Genomic DNA, 15729 nt, shown 5'->3' with positions numbered 1-15729 from the left:
TTATAATAATTCCTGATAAAGAGAGGTTAAAGAAATGCTTGATAAATCTATTCCATATTTTAATATAATTATGCGCCGTAATGCAGGTATAGATATTCCAGAGGTAAAATTACCTGACGGGTATTATTTTTCAATGTATTCTATTGGTGATGAAGAATATTGGGCAGAAATAGAAACATCAGTAGGAGAATTTGATAATATTTCAGAAGCTATAGAGTATTTTAATGATGAGTATTTACCTTACTCAAAAGAGCTGGAACGTCGCATGATATTCATAGAAACAGAAAGTGGTGAAAAAGTTGCTACTTCAACAATATGGTGGAACTATACTGGAGAAAAGAAGGATCCCTCACTAAATTGGATTGGAGTAAAACCAGAATATCAAGGGCTAGGATTAGGGAAGGCAATTGTATTTCAAACTTTGAAAAGAATGTTAGAGGTTGATGGGGATGAAAAGGTATATCTTCATACTCAAACATGGAGTTATAAAGCAATAGGTATTTATCTACAGGCAGGTTTTCAGTTCCTAAAGAATGAAACCTTTGGTGAGTATGAAAATGATTATTCTAAGGCTTTGGAGATATTGGAAAATAAAATAAGGATTGATATTTTGGACTTTAGATGTATATAACTGATGTTCTATAGTTAAATAGAAATAATAGTCAATAAAGACAAAGTATTTATCAATTTTTGAAGTTTAAGATAGGGGGATGAGATGAAAAAGATTTGTATTATTTCAATAGCAATATTATTTCTTTGGTTTTCCATGGATATGACGGGATTTTCAATTGGAGGATTAACTCTTGTAGAATCGGCATGGAATAGTATTGATGGCGTGATGTGGCTTATGTTTTTGGGATTATCAATTTTATTTATTTTTAAAGAAAAAACAGGTAAATATATACTCACAATATTTGTGTTACTTTGGACAGTTATACAGTTTGTTTTTCATTGGCGTTATACATTATTTGGAGCATCTGAGCAGAAAATCATTTCATATAATAGATATTTTAAAGAAACATATCATATTATACCTGAATCCGATAAAATATTAATTCCTGACTTATATCATATAGTTTTATTTCTTTTAATTATTGAAACTTTAATTTGTTTAATCCTATTTTTAAATAATAAAAAAGAGTATAAATATGAATTATAAACTGATTTATATTACAGGTAATGATATTAAGTTTAATGTTGCTCTTAAAGTATTTGGTAATACGCAGATTGATCTTGTACAGAATAAATTAGAAACTCCAGAAATCCAGAGTAAAAGTGTAGAAGAAATAGCTAAATTCTCAGCAAAATGGGCAAGTAAGAAGTTAAATCAGCCGGTTATAGTAACAGATGCAGGATTTTATATAGAAGAATTAAAGGGGTTTCCTGGACCCTTCATAAAATATGTAAATGAATGGTTTTCTGTGGAGGATTATATTAATTTGATGAGAGATAAAACTAATCGAACTATTATTATAAAGGATTGTTTAGCTTATTGTTATCCAGAAGAAGAACCTATTGTTTTTACTGGTGAATATAAAGGGAGGATAGCCCAAAAACCAGGAAATAAAAAAGGTAGTCCTATTGAACAAATTTTTATACCAGAAGGGTATGATAATACTATCTCAGGTATACCTGAAGAAGAAATGTTATCATATTGGAGTTACGGGGATATAATGACGAAATTTAAAGACTATATTTTGAATAAGTAAGGTATAGTCATTTAATAGAAGAGGAGACTAAGGATACCTCTTATGAGGGTGAATTATTGTACTCTATAAAAAAGTAGATGGTAGTAAATTAAGGGGGAAGACAGATTGAATAACTTAATTACAAAAAAGGCTTAAAACTTTTGGGTATATCTATGATTTTTAGATTAATTTCCTTCATATATTTTAGTTTTTCTTGGCAGTGGACAAATCCAGTTATAAAATCATTAAACATACTTATTGGTATACTTTTTTTAAGCTTGTGGTTTATATATGGATTTAAAAACAGTTTAGGATTTAAACATGGTTTTATAATTGGAATAAGTGATGCTATAATACTTTTAGTTTTAACACTCATTTTATATATTACTAGAGGTAGTTATTATATTGGACCAGTAACTATGATGCCATGGATAATACCTTTTTTGGGCATCTCTGATACATTCAAATATATATCTAATATGTTACTGTGTATTATACCTTTTATTTCTATAGTATTAACCGCTTTAGGAAGTTCTTTAGGGATTCATTATAATAAAGAGTCCTATCATACATAATATGGCATAGAAAGACGGAAATCACTTTTCTATTCTTGATACACTTATAATTGAAAGGAGGTTAAGGATATGAAGTGGCTAGAAAAAATGAATAAATCAATTAATTATATAGAGGAGAACCTTACCAGTGAAGTTGACTACGAAAAAGTAGCAAGATTATCCTGTTGTTCAGTGTATCACTTTCAAAGAATGTTTTCTTATATAGTAGATGTACCATTATCTGAATATATAAGACGAAGACGACTAACTTTAGCAGCCTTTGAATTACAGAACAGTGATATTAAAGTAATAGATTTAGCCCTTAAGTTTGGTTATGAATCCCCTGATTCATTTTCTCGAGCTTTTAAAAACCTACATGGGGTTACACCTACTTTAGCCCGGGATATGGGTATTCAATTGAAGGCCTATCCTAGATTATCCTTTCATATTTCAATTAAAGGAGATGTTGAGATGAATTACAGAGTAGTGGAGAGAGAAGGATTTGATGTATTCGGGAAAAGTATTACAATAGGCCTAAATGAAAATCCCTATGAGATTATCCCTAAATTTTGGCAGGACTTTCAAGAGGATGGGACATATCAAAAAATATGTGAAAAGGCAGGAATAGAACCTTACAATGGTATTTTATTAAACGCTGCTTTATATGATTTTGATAATGATGGCACTTATAGAAATAAGTATATGATTTACACTTCAGTTCCTCAAGGAAAAGAAATACCAGAAGATTTTGATACTATCAGAATACCTAGTGCTAAATGGGCAGTTTTCTCTGACACTTATGATAGTCCAGAAGATACTAGTAATCTAATACAGAAACTATGGAAAAGAATTTTTTCTGAATGGTTTCCTACATCAGAATATGAATTAGAAAAAGGGCCCCAATTAGAAGTATATACTGAAAAGGATAATAAAGTTGAAGTTTGGATACCTATTAAAAAAAGATAAAGTCATATCACTATAACTTTTTTAGATAATTACCTTCGATATTAATTTAATTAATATCGAAGGTAATTAATTTATTAAGGATAAATGTTACTTAAAATACTAAGAATTAAAATTCTATTCTTTGTTTATGAAAAAATTAGCAAATTGAAAAGAAATAGAAGGAGTTATATAAACTAATAAAGAAATATATATATAGAATATTTCAAACATTATACCTTATTGTATTGAATGAGATATTTACAGTAAGAAAGGATGAGAATAATGTTAGTTTTTCATAGTGACCAGTTAGACTCAAATAAAGAAATTGATAAAAGAGTATTAGAGATAATGGGGAAAGGTAATCCCAAGTTTGGATATATTCCATCCTGTGCTGATATTGAAAGAACATATTATAACTTGAAGAAAGATTATTATAAGTCATTAGGAGTTGATTTAGATATATATTTTGACTTAGATCAAGAATATGATAGTTCTAAAATAGATAGACTTCTTGAATGTGATGCAATTTTTCTTTCGGGAGGTAATACTTATTATTTCATGAATAATATTAGAAAAAGAAAATTTGGTAAAGTATTAGAGAAGTTTCATAAAAAAGGTGGAGTTATAATTGGAGTTAGTGCAGGAGCTATGGTACTTACTAGTAGTATTGAGAGTTCTAATATCTGTGGAGATATTAATGATACTAACCTTGAAAATTCTGATGGATTAAATTTTGTAAATTTTGATTTCGTACCTCACTTAAATATTCAAAGCAATATGATTGAGGAGTTAAAAAAGTATAGTCTAGATAATAAAAGTAAAAAAATATTTGTATGTAATGATGGAAGTGGCTTGATTATCAATAATAATAAAATAGAAATTATAGGAGATGTATACTTAACATATAATGGAGATTTAATTCCAATGATTGACTAAATAAAGAGGAGAAATTAGGATGACTATACAAATATCTAAACTAGAGAAAAAAGATATTTAACTCTATAAGGTGATAGAAGAATGAAAGATTATAGACAGAATAAAAGAAATTTTACTAATATTAAAGGTAAAAGGGCTATTGGTACGATAGGAGCTGAGCATAACTATTTTTACCATAATAATTTTAGAAAATTAGACTGGGAAATAATATATCCATTTAAATGAAAATTAAGTAGATAAAACTTAGAAAGGTTTGTGAAAGCTTTATGTTTCAACAAGATTATGTAATGAGAATGATAAGAGATATAATAAGGTTTTTAGCAAAAGTATTATTAAAGAAAGATACTGTTTACTATGAGTTTGTGGAAAAAGAGAATTATACACAAACAGACTACTTGCATAAAGAGTTAATTACCTTAATTCAAAAAGGAAAAATTAATGAAGCAGAGAATTTATTATTTAAGAAGTTAGATCCTTCTAATAAAAAACATATAGAATTAGCTTTAGATTTTTATCAAAGGCTTAATAGTCTAGATGATAAATTTCTAGAAGATAATGATTTTTCTAGAGAAGAAATTGAAGATGGAGTCAAGGAAATAGCTAAGAAGTTTGGAATCTCAATATGAAATAGATTAAAGATTGGTTAGAGCAAATACTATTAGCTGATGTTTTTATGACGGATGTACCTTTATTAAAGGATAAAACAGATAAATATCTGTCACTTAAACAAAGATAGGAAAATTAAAAATATTAGAGTAAGCAACTCTGAAATGAATTTTTCTGTGAAGATTAGGCAGTAGACAATTAAAATAATTAGAATTATTAAATAGAAAGGATTGATTATTAGTTGGGGAAATTTCATCATATATGTATACAAACAGATAAGTATAAAGAATCACTGGAGTTTTATACAGAAATATTAGGATTTAAGATAGTTAAGGAAAGTCAAGGGTTTCATAATAGGTTATATAACTCATGGCTAGAACAAGAAGGGTTTATGATTGAATTACAAACAAATAAACTTGGTGAGGTACTAAGAAAATACAATAAAAATACTAAAGGTATTGTTCACTTTTCTTTGGTAGTAGATGATATTGATAAAGAATACTTACGAATTAAAGATTTAAAACATGCCAATTTTAAATCTAAAAATGGTGAAGACATTTATGAAATAGAAGGGGGTAAATTATTTAAATTATTTGCTCCAGAAGGTACAATCATAGAGGTAAGAAATCCAGAAGGAATATAATACTAAGTATAGTTAAAGATAGTCGTTAAATTGATTTAAAGGAGGAAATTATAATGCATGAATTACTATTAGATATACCTCTAAGTTTAGAAACGGATAGATTACATTTAAGGTGTTATAAGCCTGGTGATGGAGAAGTATACTTTCCTATGATAATGAAAAATAAAGAGCATCTTTCAAATGCAGCTAATCCTCGATTATTAGGTATAGAAAGTAAAGAAGAAGCTGAGATATATTTAAGGGAATTGATTAATGATTGGAATTCTCGAAAGAGATTTGTTTTAGGGGTGTGGAATAAAGAAAACAATAAATATGTAGTTGAAATATGGATAGAAGCTAATGACTGGAAGAATAAGATTTTTGAGATAGGGTGGTTTGTTAATGTAGAGTATCAAGGAAAAGGCTATGTAACAGAAGCTGCCAAGGCTTCATTAAAGTTTATATTTGAGAATTTAGGAGCACATAAAGTAATAGTAACAACGGGAGGTAATAATCCTAGGAGCTATTCAGTAGCTGAAAGGTGTAGGTTTGTCAAAGAAGGGTGTCATAGACAACAAAAGAAGCTAGAGGATGGAAACTATAGAGATACTTTATATTATGGGTTATTAAGAAGTGAGTATAAAGATATTTACGAGTAGAAATTAATAGATTAAAATGCTTTAAAAATGGAGTTGTAAAATTATGGCTCTTTTTTAAATTAGCAAACTAAACATGTTGAAGGGAAATATATATAAGTAAGATGAGTGCTGTGGAATGAAGAATATACAATATATCTTAATTAAAGTAGTAAGAAGTTAAGAAAAGGAGTAAAGTAGCTATGTTAGAGGTTAGAGTGAATGAACCAGATAAGGATTTAAAATATAAGCAAAGGGTAGGAGCATATGGAATCCTTAAAAATGATAAAGATGAAATTGTCATTGTAAAGACTAGTACAGGATATTTTCTACCGGGAGGAGGGGTAGAAAATAATGAAAATTATGAAGAATGTTTACAGAGAGAATTTATTGAGGAAGTAGGTTTTAAAGTAAAAATTGTAAGTAAGATTGCAATAATTTCTTGCTTTTTTTATTCCACTACAATGAATATAGACATGGAAAGTAAGGGTTACTTTTATATATGTGATCTAATTGAGGAATTGAAAGAGGATACAGAAGAAGATCATGAATTAATTTGGTTATCTTATAAAGAAGCTATAGATAAGTTATACCTACTAAATCAAAAACGAGCCGTAGAGATTTACTCTCAATCTCTAAACTAAAAAGGAAGAAAAACAAAAAATCTATAAGGAGAGAAGTATTGTATGAAGGATGTTTTTTTAGAATTTATATTAATATCTAGACATATAAATGAAAAGTTTAACGTTATTCCAGTATTATATGGATCCTTAGGATTACAAGTTTTGACTAATATAGATTTAAATCCTCAGGATATAGATATATTAGTGCCTCAAAAATACATATGCGAAGAATGGAAATCTTTTAAAGCCTCAATAGAAGAGCTAGGGTATGAGTTTAGAGATTTAGATGAACATGATTTTAAAAAAGAGGGCCGTAAAATTGCATTTTCCTTTGAAGAAGATTTGGAAGAGTTTGTGAATATTGATTATAATAATTTGAAAATACATCAATACAATGGAGTGTTATATAAACTTTTAAACTTAGAAGAATATCTAAAGGTGTATTCCAAATCCCTAGAGGATGGATATAGAAGAGAAAAGAATAATTCTAAAGATAAGGAAAAGATTGAGTTAATAAAAGATTTATTACATACTTCTAATAATTATTAACTTTAGAGAAGAATTTCAATTTTGGGTTATTAAAACTAGTAGAAATAAAGGAGTTAGAATATGGAGTATAAAGATTTTAAGATAGAAATTTATTTACCAGAAGGTTATATTGAAGATATGAGAAAAGAATTAAATGATATGGGAGCTTGTAGAGTTGGGGATTATGATAATGTTATATCTTTTTCAGAAGTAAAAGGATATTGGAGACCATTAGAAAGTACTACTCCATTTCATGGAAATAAAGGAGATATAAATTTTGGATCTGAATGTAAGATGGAGATACGATGTGGTATTTCTTATATAAAGAATGTCTTAGATAAAATATATGAGATTCATCCATATGAGGAACCATTAGTAAATGTGATACCATTAATAAATTCCTATTTTAGGGAATAATGAAAGACATATAGGATTATGAAGGAAGAAAAACAGTTAATGCAAAGTAATTTTAGATTAGCGGAATTTGAAGATAGAGATAGTATTATAGAATTATTAAATAAAGTGACACTAGACTTACATAAAAAAGTATCAATCAATGGGATCATCCTTGGGAGATAGATTTAATTAATATAGAAATAGAGGATAAGCTGATCCATGTAGTAACCCTAGATGAGATTATAGTAGGAACTTTCTCTATCAAGGATATAGGAGATATAAATATAGACTTAATCAAACCGAATAGTAAATATATATATATAGAATAGCAGTCTTACCTACATATCAAGGAGGGAATTTAGGAGTAAATATTGTAGATTATGCTCTTAATTATTCAAAGAATATAGGTAAAGAATTGTATCTAGATTGTTGGGCAGGGAATAAAAAGTTAAGGAATTTTTATTCTAGCTCTGGGTTTCAGATGATTGGAGAAGTTCAAGAAGAAGATTATTTTATTAGTGTGTTTAAATCAGTTTAAAAGACTATGGGAGGAAGGAATTTTGAAGAAAAAAATAACTTTATTATTTATCATAGGTATATTTACTATTTTTATTACGACAGGATGTCTACCTGGTGACGGTACATATACATCATCAGATCCAGCAGGATTCTTCTGGGGAATTTGGCATGGGTGGCTTGCTCCAATTTCTCTAATAATTGGATTTATTAAAGATAATATTAGAATTTATGAAGTGAATAATACAGGCTGGTGGTATGATTTAGGATTTTATATAGCTATTATCAGCGGTTTTGGTGGAATATCCTTTTTCCGTAAAAAAGATAAGAATTAACCCAGGTACTTAATATATTTAATAAATATTAAAGGAGACTTATATGAAGAATATACTTGATTACATATATCAAAGGAGAAGTATTAGAAGATATATTGATAAGAAAGTGGATAAAGAGATTATAGAAAGCTTAGTAAAAGCTGCCATGGCAGCCCCTACAGCATGTAATAATCAACCTTGGGAATTTATTATTATAACAGAAAAGGAAGTAATGGATAATCTTAGAGAGAATTTAACCTTTGGGCAGTATAATGCCACTGCAGCAATAGTGGTTTGCGGAAATATGAAACTAGCCAAAGGTGGTATGAGAAATTACTGGGTACAAGATTGTAGTGCTGCTATGGAGAATATACTTTTAGCTGCATCAGGATTAGGATTAGGAGGAGTGTGGATAGGAGTTCATCCAATACCCAGTGTCATAGAACCAGTATCGGAGGTTTTATCTATCCCAGATTATGTAGTACCTCTAGGAATAGCCTATATTGGATATCCAGCCGAAGATAAAGAACCCAGGACTCAGTACAATGAAAAAAGAGTGTATTGGGAGAAATATGATGTGACAAGAAAACATAGAGCTAGACCTAAGAACTTAAAATATAGATAGGATGATAATAAAAGAATGATGATATATTTATTAGAGACTAATTAAGATTAGGATGATTATTATGAAATCAAAATATGAAATTAATAAATTAAATGAAGAATTAAAGAATAAATATCACGGTAAAACTCCAGGTATTTCAATTATGGCTATTAAAGATAAAGATATAGTATATAATGAACAATTTGGACTAGCCAATTTAGAATATGAAATACCTATGACGACAAATACAGTATTTAATATAGCATCTATAACTAAGCAATTTACAGGTATGGCAATAATGATATTGGAAGAAAGAGGTCTTTTAAAATATGAAGATATGATAACTGACTATTTTTTAGAGCTAACTAATTATCAAGGGGTTAAGATCCGTCACCTACTCAATAATACATCTGGTATAGAGAATTACTATAGAATTATTGATAGATTAGGAATATCCCCTTCAAATATAAGCAATAAAGAAGTATTTGAACTCTTGATTAAAGAGAAAAAGTTATTATTTGAACCTGGGAGTAAATTTGATTATTCTAACTCAAATTGGGTTTTACTAGCTCTGTTGATAAAAAAGATCACGGGAGTATCCTATAAGGAATTTATCGAAAAAAGTATATTTAATAAATTAGGGATGAAAAATTCAATAATATTTACTAAAAAGCAGCAAATAGTTAAAAATAGAGCCTATGGATATAGATATGAGTATAAAAATATCTATTGTGATTATGTAGAATCACTAACTGTAGGGGATGGAGGAATATTTACAACTATAGAGGACCTTTATAAGTGGGACCAAGCTTTATATACAGAAGAATTAGTGAGCAAGGAAAGTATAGAGCTATCATTTACTAATGGATCAGTGGATGGAGAAGAAGCTTATGGTTTTGGATGGAGTATAGGAGAAGATGATAGTGGTACTAGGAAAATCTGGCATACTGGGTTAGATGCTGGATTTAGGAGTGTCATAACTAGATATCTAGATAGTAAATTCACTGTAATAATACTATCTAACTCATCAGCATGCTCTTGGGATGAGAGAAAAGGTATTACTAATGAATTGTACAATATATTTAATAGATAGGAGAATTACATATGGATTATATAGTAAGGACAATGATAGAAGCAGATGCTATTCAGATATCTAAATGGAAATATGAAGAACCTTATTCACTCTATGATATGGAATATAGCAAAGAATTCATAAAGGAATTTTTGGATGGATCCTTTTTTGTTGTAAAGAATGAGGATGAAGAAATAATTGGATATTTTTGTTTTGGATTAAGTGCACAAGTACCAGAAGGAAATAAATATAGAGTATATGATGAGAAGGATATAATTGATATAGGATTAGGTATGAATCCAAAATATACTGGACAAGGAAAAGGCATAGAGTTTTTAGAAAAAGGAATAGAATTAGCTAAAGAAAAGTTTTTAATAAGTAAAGTTAGACTCACAGTAGCCGATTTTAATAAAAGAGCTATAAAGACCTATGATCGTCTAGGCTTTAAAAAAGAACATATATTTGAGATGAAAAGAGAAAACAAGACTATAAAGTTTATTACTATGAAATATGAAAATTAGCAGCATGACAGATATAGAATATTGCCAGGGAAATATGCTGTCGAAACAACTCAATATTATGGATGAAAAGAGTCTAAGGAAGTAGGCTCTTTTTTATATAATTAGTAAAAAAATCAATAAAAGGGTTTAAAGATATAAATAGAGAAATATATATAGAATATTCAAAAATATTTCAAGAAGATATATATTTGAATAGATTGCAGTAATTAGTAATAATTTTAGGAGGAAATCTAATGAAAAAAATTGAAGAATTTACAAAAGAAATTAAAAGAGATATTTTAGATTTTTTATATAAGGATGAGTTATTCAATGTCTTTATTATTCATTTTATAGAAAATGAATGGAAAAATATAGGTGAACTCTATATATCAGAAGAAAATAAAGAAATAACAGGAGTATTACATATGAAATTTGATGGAAATTCATATTTTACAAATTTCTATACAAAAGATGATAAGAGATTAAAAGAAATTGCACAACAGATTGAGAGTTTAAATTATAAAAGAGTATTGCTTGCAGGAAAGCTAAAGGATGTTAGAAAAATCATAGAGCTATTAGATAAAGAACAAGATGTGACTCCTAATATTTACTATAAATTTGAATTGAATTCTTTTAACGATAGAGGTATAAAAATAGATAGCAATTTTAGAAGGGCAGAAGATAATAACAAAGATATAAGTAAAATTAAAAGATTTTTAGTGGGATTCTTTAAAGCAGAAACTCCAGAAGAGATTAATAATATAACTAATGAACAAAAAATACTAGAAGAGTTAAAGACAGGTATATATTTTCTAGAATATAAGAATGAAACTATTGGGATGGCTAGATTTAGCAGTATTACACAAAAATATATGGATATTACTACGGTATATATAGATCCTAAATATCAAAAACAAGGATTTGGAAGAGAACTTATGAAAGGTATGATAAGGACTGCATTGTCTCTAGATAAAATACCTGTGACACAGACATCAAAATTAAATATAGGTGCTAGAAAAACCTATGAATCATTAGACTTTATAAAACAAGAGGATTATGCTTTTGAATTTATTAAATGATATTGAATATAAGGAAATTAGATTTAAAATTTAGGATTAAGTATGATTACTAGATGGGGGATAAAACCATGATATATGGAAAAGAAAAAGTATTTGAACTTCTTGTAAATCCCAAGGAATTTCCTAAGACTTTTAATAAAGCTTTAAAAGAAATTGGAAGAATGGACTTGTGTATCTAATTATAAATGAACTGATATATTAAATAATGAGATGATTAAAGTTTTTAATATTTAAATTAATAGAGATAAGAATATTTTTTAGGGGGAAACATGAAAAAGATTAGAGCAATTTGTATAGTATTAATGATATTTGTAGTCATTATCATAATTATGTACAATGAGGTAATGTTTCAAGAAGAAAATCCATTGAAACTGGGATTTGCAATAGCTAAGCTTAATTTAACTAAAGAAGAAATAGTTAAATTTGATGATTATCCTGTAAAAAGATATGTAGTTAAATTTAATGATGATAGATCTAAATATGATGTCAGTAATAAATCTTGTGATATATTTATTGAACAAAAAGAATCTCAAGGGTGGAAATTCATAGAGCTAATGGGATCAGGTTTAATGTTCGAAAGAGATGGAGTAAAGAGGACTGCAGGAATAAGGATGGTTACAAGAATGTATATGGTAATATTAGATTTTACTGAAGAATAGTATTTATGGGAGTGAATATGAAATTAAAATCACTATATTTAAAGACTAGAATTCATATACATAAAGGAGATTCTAATAAAGAGTCTCTTTTTTATGAAAAAAAGGAAGTGAATAAGAGGATTTAAAGATATAAGGGAAGAATTGTATATAATATTCTAAATATTCTTTATAAGTATATACTGAAAATAATTAAGGAGGGATTTTTTGAAAATACGAGTTGCTACAGTAGAGGAAATGAAAAAATTATGGGGATATAGTGATTCGCCTACTTATAATTACTTTGTAGATGGTATAAATAGTGGAAATATTGAATTCTGGGCTATTGAGAACTGTGAAGATAAAAAATTGATAGGTGAATTATATATCTTTTGGAACTCAGAGGTACCAGAAGAAGCTAATGGTATAAATAGAGCATATTTATGTGCTTTTCGAGTGGAAAAACCATATCAAGGGAAAGGGCTAGCAAGTAAATTAATGAAAAGAGTTTTACATAGAGTAAAAGAGAAAGGCTTTAGAGAGGTTACAATTGGTATTGATAATGGTGATTATGAAAGATTGAAAGGTATGTATAATTCTTGGGGATTTAATGAATTGATAAAGAAACAACATTATGACTATCATTATTTAGATTCAGATAATAATCCAGTTTACTTTGAAGAAACAACGGATTTATATTTGAATAGATTAGAATAGAAATGCTGAGGTGTTTTTTTATCATTAGGAGGTAATAAAGTGAAATGTTATGAAATTAAAAATTGTCCTTTTAAGGGTACTGATCATTCAACATCAAAATGTCCCCCTCATAAGCTAAAAGTAGGATGCTGGGAGTATGACTGGGTTAGTTATTATAACAAAATGCCAGAATGTAATGAAAAGTTAGAGTGGCGAGAAGTAATGTTGAAGAGATGTACTAATTGTAAAGTATATAAGCTTCATAGAGAAGATATGAATGTAATATTAGAAGCATTAAAGAATTCTAAATAAAAAGAAGAGGATATGTTAGATAAAATGAAAAAAATATTAGAAAACTGGGATTCAAAGAAACACATTTTACTATCAGCAGTGGTGGCTATATTTTTTCACTTGATATTAAATAATCTAAATGGACCAAGTGTAGACTAGGGGTAATTATTTATATTTGCGGTAAGGGGGAAAAAACATGAAGATATTAGCGATAATGGGAGCTTCAAAAAATGGAAATACAACTGAAGTTATAAATTATTTTGAGAAAAAATTAAAACAAACCATGAATTGTCAATTTGAATACTTATATTTATCAGATTATAATATTGATTTCTGTACTGGATGCCATAATTGTATTTTTGATGGGGAAGATAAATGTCCCCATTTTTCAGAAGTACAGAAAATAGAGGATAAGATTTTAGAGGTGGATGGAGTAATATTGGCTACTCCAGGATATATGTTTAGTGTTACTGGAATAATGAAGAATTTTTTAGATCATGTAGCTTATAATTGTCATCGACCAAAGTATTTTGGTAAAAAATTATTTATAATTGCTAATTGTACTAAATGGCAAGAAGAAAGTGTATTTAAACCTATGGAAACTTGGGCTAAAGGATCTGGATTTTCTTTTGTTGGAAAATTATATGTAGATATATTACCTTTTCCATTAAAAGATAAAGAATTAGATAAGCGAAGAAATCTAATACAAAAAGGGGCAAGAAAATTTATTAATGAGCTAAGGAGAGAAAATCAAGTTAATCCTACATTTGGAGATATAGTTACTTTTCATGCCTTTAGAACCTTGAGTAAAATTGCTCCGAAAATATTAACAGCAGATTATAAGTATTATAAGGATAAGGGTGCTTTTGAGAAAAGTTCTAGGTGGTATATTTCAAGTAATGTTAGTTTTATTAAACATAAAGGAGCAAACATAATAGAAAAGAAAATTGAAAAAGAAGTAAGTAATATGATTGATCATGATGAAATGAATGAAATAGAAGGAAGATATAAAACTAATTTATAATAACTTTTAATTTAATGAAATCAAATAATGAGAGGGATTTACTTTATGAAATTTATAAAAAAGCTTTCAAAATATATTATAGTAACTTTGATAATATGCCTACTTATCATATTGTTTTTACCATCTAGAACTCCAAAAATCTCCGGGTATAATAGCGTGGCTACTATACAACAGGTTAAAATAGGTGGGTTTCAACAATCTATTATGATAAGAGGTAAAGATAAGAGTAATCCCATTTTACTTTTTTTACATGGAGGGCCAGGTTATTCTCAGATATCTTATGCTCGAAAATATCAAGAAAAGTTGGAACAAGACTTTCTTGTAGTTAATTGGGATCAAAGGGGTTCAGGCAAGTCTTATTCTCGAAGTATTCCTAAAGAATCTATGAATAGAGAGCAATTTGTAAAAGATACAAAGGAATTGATTGATTTCTTGTGCAAAAAATATGATAAGGAAAAAGTGTATTTAGTAGGTCACTCTTGGGGTTCTGAACTTGGTATGTTTGTTATAGATAAATATCCAGAAAAAATATTTGCTTTTATAAGTGTAGGTCAAGTAGTAAATGGCATTCAAAATGAGATTATTTCTTATGACTATGTTTTACAAAAGGCTAAGGAGAATGGAGATAAAAAAGTTTTAGATGATTTAAGAAGAATTGAAAGACCCCCTTATAAAGATAGTGTAAATGATACAACAGTTCAGAGGAAATGGCTATCTAAGTATGGAGGTGTTGAAAGAAAGGTAAATACCTTAAATGACATAATTTTAGGAAGTGTTTTTTCTCCTGAATATACAGGCATTGATGGAATAAAATTTGCTTTAGGGAGTAAGTTTACTGCAGAAGCTATGTGGGGTCAAAACTATGATTTGAACCTGAAAGAAGATATTCCTGAGGTGAAAGTACCTATATACTTTTGTGTAGGTAGATATGATTATAATACTCCATTTGTACTAACTGAAGAATATTATGACAAAATTAAAGCACCTAATAAAGAACTTATATGGTTCGAAAAATCCGCACACTTTCCACTGTTTGAAGAACCAGATAAATTTGCTGATATAATTATAGATATTAAAGATAATATTCAATAAATAATATACTTTTTATAGAAGATTATAATGTTATAGTAGTAGAATTATATGCAGATAATTCATGGAGGTGTTTTTATGTTTAAGAAAAAAGGAACCAAAAAGAAAGATGATACAAATCAAATAGAACTTGTAGTCCTAAAGACTGTAAATAATAATATTGAAATGGCCATTCTAAAAGGTATATTAGGTGATAACGATATTCCATACATCGTTAAGGATCATGGAGCAGGCGGACACATGAGAATAATTAGTGGTGATTCTGCACCCTTTAGAACTGATATACTAGTGGATAAGGCTGTCTATGAAAGAGCAAAAGAGATTATTGGGCAGATTACATTCTAATAAGTTATACATTAATCGTTAATAAAGGCAT

Annotated in this window: 26 protein-coding genes; all 26 read left to right on the top strand. The window is 28.3% G+C overall.

Annotated features, from left to right (window positions below; translation table 11 throughout):
* The first annotated feature begins 34 nt into the window (after window positions 1-34).
* Entirely contained in the window at window positions 35-631 is a 597-nt protein-coding gene (locus tag GOQ27_RS03535) for a GNAT family N-acetyltransferase (protein ID WP_203365440.1), read from the top strand.
* An 84-nt stretch (window positions 632-715) separates the two neighbouring features.
* Window positions 716-1159, top strand: a complete 444-nt coding sequence (locus GOQ27_RS03530; RefSeq protein ID WP_203365439.1) for a hypothetical protein — start codon at window positions 716-718, stop codon at window positions 1157-1159.
* The gene (locus tag GOQ27_RS03525) at window positions 1149-1709 is read left to right on the top strand and encodes a non-canonical purine NTP pyrophosphatase (protein WP_203365438.1); all 561 of its coding nucleotides are present in this window, start codon (window positions 1149-1151) and stop codon (window positions 1707-1709) included. Before GOQ27_RS03530 ends, GOQ27_RS03525 begins: the two co-directional genes overlap by 11 nt.
* Window positions 1710-1861: 152 nt before the next feature.
* Complete coding sequence (locus GOQ27_RS03520; RefSeq protein ID WP_203365437.1) at window positions 1862-2263, top strand: hypothetical protein; 402 nt, start codon at window positions 1862-1864, stop codon at window positions 2261-2263.
* A 69-nt stretch (window positions 2264-2332) separates the two neighbouring features.
* A complete protein-coding gene (locus tag GOQ27_RS03515) occupies window positions 2333-3208 on the top strand; it encodes an AraC family transcriptional regulator (protein WP_203365436.1) in 876 nt (291 codons plus the stop codon).
* A 261-nt stretch (window positions 3209-3469) separates the two neighbouring features.
* Window positions 3470-4123, top strand: coding sequence for a Type 1 glutamine amidotransferase-like domain-containing protein (locus tag GOQ27_RS03510; protein ID WP_203365435.1), 654 nt, complete (start codon window positions 3470-3472; stop codon window positions 4121-4123).
* 81 nt (window positions 4124-4204) lie between these two features.
* Window positions 4205-4348 (top strand): hypothetical protein, encoded by a 144-nt coding sequence (locus GOQ27_RS03505; RefSeq protein ID WP_203365434.1) that lies wholly within the window; start codon window positions 4205-4207, stop codon window positions 4346-4348.
* Window positions 4349-4389: 41 nt separating this feature from the next.
* Window positions 4390-4749: a DUF6483 family protein gene (locus GOQ27_RS03500; protein WP_203365433.1), complete on the top strand. Its 360-nt coding sequence runs from the start codon at window positions 4390-4392 to the stop codon at window positions 4747-4749.
* A 221-nt stretch (window positions 4750-4970) separates the two neighbouring features.
* On the top strand, window positions 4971-5372 hold the full coding sequence (locus tag GOQ27_RS03495) for a VOC family protein (RefSeq protein WP_203365432.1): 402 nt from the start codon (window positions 4971-4973) through the stop codon (window positions 5370-5372).
* Between the two features lie 53 nt (window positions 5373-5425).
* Window positions 5426-6010 carry a GNAT family N-acetyltransferase gene (locus GOQ27_RS03490; RefSeq protein WP_203365431.1) on the top strand — a complete coding sequence of 195 codons (585 nt, stop codon included), beginning with the start codon at window positions 5426-5428 and terminating at the stop codon, window positions 6008-6010.
* Window positions 6011-6189: 179 nt separating this feature from the next.
* The gene (locus tag GOQ27_RS03485; RefSeq protein WP_203365430.1) at window positions 6190-6630 is read left to right on the top strand and encodes an NUDIX domain-containing protein; all 441 of its coding nucleotides are present in this window, start codon (window positions 6190-6192) and stop codon (window positions 6628-6630) included.
* A 42-nt stretch (window positions 6631-6672) separates the two neighbouring features.
* Window positions 6673-7158: a hypothetical protein gene (locus GOQ27_RS03480; protein WP_203365429.1), complete on the top strand. Its 486-nt coding sequence runs from the start codon at window positions 6673-6675 to the stop codon at window positions 7156-7158.
* A gap of 60 nt (window positions 7159-7218) precedes the next feature.
* Window positions 7219-7554 carry a YqfO family protein gene (locus tag GOQ27_RS03475; RefSeq protein WP_203365428.1) on the top strand — a complete coding sequence of 112 codons (336 nt, stop codon included), beginning with the start codon at window positions 7219-7221 and terminating at the stop codon, window positions 7552-7554.
* A gap of 18 nt (window positions 7555-7572) precedes the next feature.
* Window positions 7573-7716 carry a hypothetical protein gene (locus tag GOQ27_RS03470; RefSeq protein WP_203365427.1) on the top strand — a complete coding sequence of 48 codons (144 nt, stop codon included), beginning with the start codon at window positions 7573-7575 and terminating at the stop codon, window positions 7714-7716.
* Between the two features lie 127 nt (window positions 7717-7843).
* Complete coding sequence (locus GOQ27_RS03465) at window positions 7844-8071, top strand: GNAT family N-acetyltransferase (protein ID WP_203365467.1); 228 nt, start codon at window positions 7844-7846, stop codon at window positions 8069-8071.
* A gap of 22 nt (window positions 8072-8093) precedes the next feature.
* Window positions 8094-8384, top strand: coding sequence for a hypothetical protein (locus tag GOQ27_RS03460; RefSeq protein ID WP_203365426.1), 291 nt, complete (start codon window positions 8094-8096; stop codon window positions 8382-8384).
* Between the two features lie 43 nt (window positions 8385-8427).
* Window positions 8428-8988 carry a nitroreductase family protein gene (locus GOQ27_RS03455; protein WP_203365425.1) on the top strand — a complete coding sequence of 187 codons (561 nt, stop codon included), beginning with the start codon at window positions 8428-8430 and terminating at the stop codon, window positions 8986-8988.
* 61 nt (window positions 8989-9049) lie between these two features.
* Window positions 9050-10060, top strand: coding sequence for a serine hydrolase domain-containing protein (locus tag GOQ27_RS03450; RefSeq protein ID WP_203365424.1), 1011 nt, complete (start codon window positions 9050-9052; stop codon window positions 10058-10060).
* A gap of 11 nt (window positions 10061-10071) precedes the next feature.
* Window positions 10072-10560: a GNAT family N-acetyltransferase gene (locus tag GOQ27_RS03445; RefSeq protein WP_203365423.1), complete on the top strand. Its 489-nt coding sequence runs from the start codon at window positions 10072-10074 to the stop codon at window positions 10558-10560.
* A gap of 233 nt (window positions 10561-10793) precedes the next feature.
* Entirely contained in the window at window positions 10794-11618 is an 825-nt protein-coding gene (locus tag GOQ27_RS03440) for a GNAT family N-acetyltransferase (RefSeq protein WP_203365422.1), read from the top strand.
* 269 nt (window positions 11619-11887) lie between these two features.
* A complete protein-coding gene (locus tag GOQ27_RS03435; protein ID WP_203365421.1) occupies window positions 11888-12277 on the top strand; it encodes a hypothetical protein in 390 nt (129 codons plus the stop codon).
* Window positions 12278-12481: 204 nt separating this feature from the next.
* The gene (locus GOQ27_RS03430) at window positions 12482-12970 is read left to right on the top strand and encodes a GNAT family N-acetyltransferase (protein WP_203365420.1); all 489 of its coding nucleotides are present in this window, start codon (window positions 12482-12484) and stop codon (window positions 12968-12970) included.
* A gap of 39 nt (window positions 12971-13009) precedes the next feature.
* On the top strand, window positions 13010-13261 hold the full coding sequence (locus tag GOQ27_RS03425) for a hypothetical protein (RefSeq protein WP_203365419.1): 252 nt from the start codon (window positions 13010-13012) through the stop codon (window positions 13259-13261).
* Between the two features lie 175 nt (window positions 13262-13436).
* Window positions 13437-14264, top strand: a complete 828-nt coding sequence (locus GOQ27_RS03420) for a flavodoxin family protein (RefSeq protein ID WP_203365418.1) — start codon at window positions 13437-13439, stop codon at window positions 14262-14264.
* Between the two features lie 45 nt (window positions 14265-14309).
* Window positions 14310-15356, top strand: a complete 1047-nt coding sequence (locus GOQ27_RS03415; RefSeq protein ID WP_203365417.1) for an alpha/beta fold hydrolase — start codon at window positions 14310-14312, stop codon at window positions 15354-15356.
* A 75-nt stretch (window positions 15357-15431) separates the two neighbouring features.
* The gene (locus GOQ27_RS03410; RefSeq protein WP_203365416.1) at window positions 15432-15698 is read left to right on the top strand and encodes a putative signal transducing protein; all 267 of its coding nucleotides are present in this window, start codon (window positions 15432-15434) and stop codon (window positions 15696-15698) included.
* Window positions 15699-15729: the final 31 nt, after the last annotated feature.

This window comes from Anaeromonas frigoriresistens (assembly GCF_016820655.1).
GTDB lineage: Bacteria > Bacillota > Clostridia > Tissierellales > SIT17 > Anaeromonas > Anaeromonas frigoriresistens.
The sequence above is the reverse complement of the archived record's forward strand: the minus strand, read 5'-3'. Positions and strand labels throughout refer to the sequence as shown.

Coding starts and splice junctions, on each gene's coding strand:
- GOQ27_RS03535 (WP_203365440.1), top strand. CDS start 35: ATGCTTGATAAATCTATTCCATATTTTAATATAATTATGCGCCGTAAT.
- GOQ27_RS03530 (WP_203365439.1), top strand. CDS start 716: ATGAAAAAGATTTGTATTATTTCAATAGCAATATTATTTCTTTGGTTT.
- GOQ27_RS03525 (WP_203365438.1), top strand. CDS start 1,149: ATGAATTATAAACTGATTTATATTACAGGTAATGATATTAAGTTTAAT.
- GOQ27_RS03520 (WP_203365437.1), top strand. CDS start 1,862: ATGATTTTTAGATTAATTTCCTTCATATATTTTAGTTTTTCTTGGCAG.
- GOQ27_RS03515 (WP_203365436.1), top strand. CDS start 2,333: ATGAAGTGGCTAGAAAAAATGAATAAATCAATTAATTATATAGAGGAG.
- GOQ27_RS03510 (WP_203365435.1), top strand. CDS start 3,470: ATGTTAGTTTTTCATAGTGACCAGTTAGACTCAAATAAAGAAATTGAT.
- GOQ27_RS03505 (WP_203365434.1), top strand. CDS start 4,205: ATGAAAGATTATAGACAGAATAAAAGAAATTTTACTAATATTAAAGGT.
- GOQ27_RS03500 (WP_203365433.1), top strand. CDS start 4,390: ATGTTTCAACAAGATTATGTAATGAGAATGATAAGAGATATAATAAGG.
- GOQ27_RS03490 (WP_203365431.1), top strand. CDS start 5,426: ATGCATGAATTACTATTAGATATACCTCTAAGTTTAGAAACGGATAGA.
- GOQ27_RS03485 (WP_203365430.1), top strand. CDS start 6,190: ATGTTAGAGGTTAGAGTGAATGAACCAGATAAGGATTTAAAATATAAG.
- GOQ27_RS03480 (WP_203365429.1), top strand. CDS start 6,673: ATGAAGGATGTTTTTTTAGAATTTATATTAATATCTAGACATATAAAT.
- GOQ27_RS03475 (WP_203365428.1), top strand. CDS start 7,219: ATGGAGTATAAAGATTTTAAGATAGAAATTTATTTACCAGAAGGTTAT.
- GOQ27_RS03470 (WP_203365427.1), top strand. CDS start 7,573: ATGAAGGAAGAAAAACAGTTAATGCAAAGTAATTTTAGATTAGCGGAA.
- GOQ27_RS03455 (WP_203365425.1), top strand. CDS start 8,428: ATGAAGAATATACTTGATTACATATATCAAAGGAGAAGTATTAGAAGA.
- GOQ27_RS03450 (WP_203365424.1), top strand. CDS start 9,050: ATGAAATCAAAATATGAAATTAATAAATTAAATGAAGAATTAAAGAAT.
- GOQ27_RS03445 (WP_203365423.1), top strand. CDS start 10,072: ATGGATTATATAGTAAGGACAATGATAGAAGCAGATGCTATTCAGATA.
- GOQ27_RS03440 (WP_203365422.1), top strand. CDS start 10,794: ATGAAAAAAATTGAAGAATTTACAAAAGAAATTAAAAGAGATATTTTA.
- GOQ27_RS03435 (WP_203365421.1), top strand. CDS start 11,888: ATGAAAAAGATTAGAGCAATTTGTATAGTATTAATGATATTTGTAGTC.
- GOQ27_RS03420 (WP_203365418.1), top strand. CDS start 13,437: ATGAAGATATTAGCGATAATGGGAGCTTCAAAAAATGGAAATACAACT.
- GOQ27_RS03415 (WP_203365417.1), top strand. CDS start 14,310: ATGAAATTTATAAAAAAGCTTTCAAAATATATTATAGTAACTTTGATA.
- GOQ27_RS03410 (WP_203365416.1), top strand. CDS start 15,432: ATGTTTAAGAAAAAAGGAACCAAAAAGAAAGATGATACAAATCAAATA.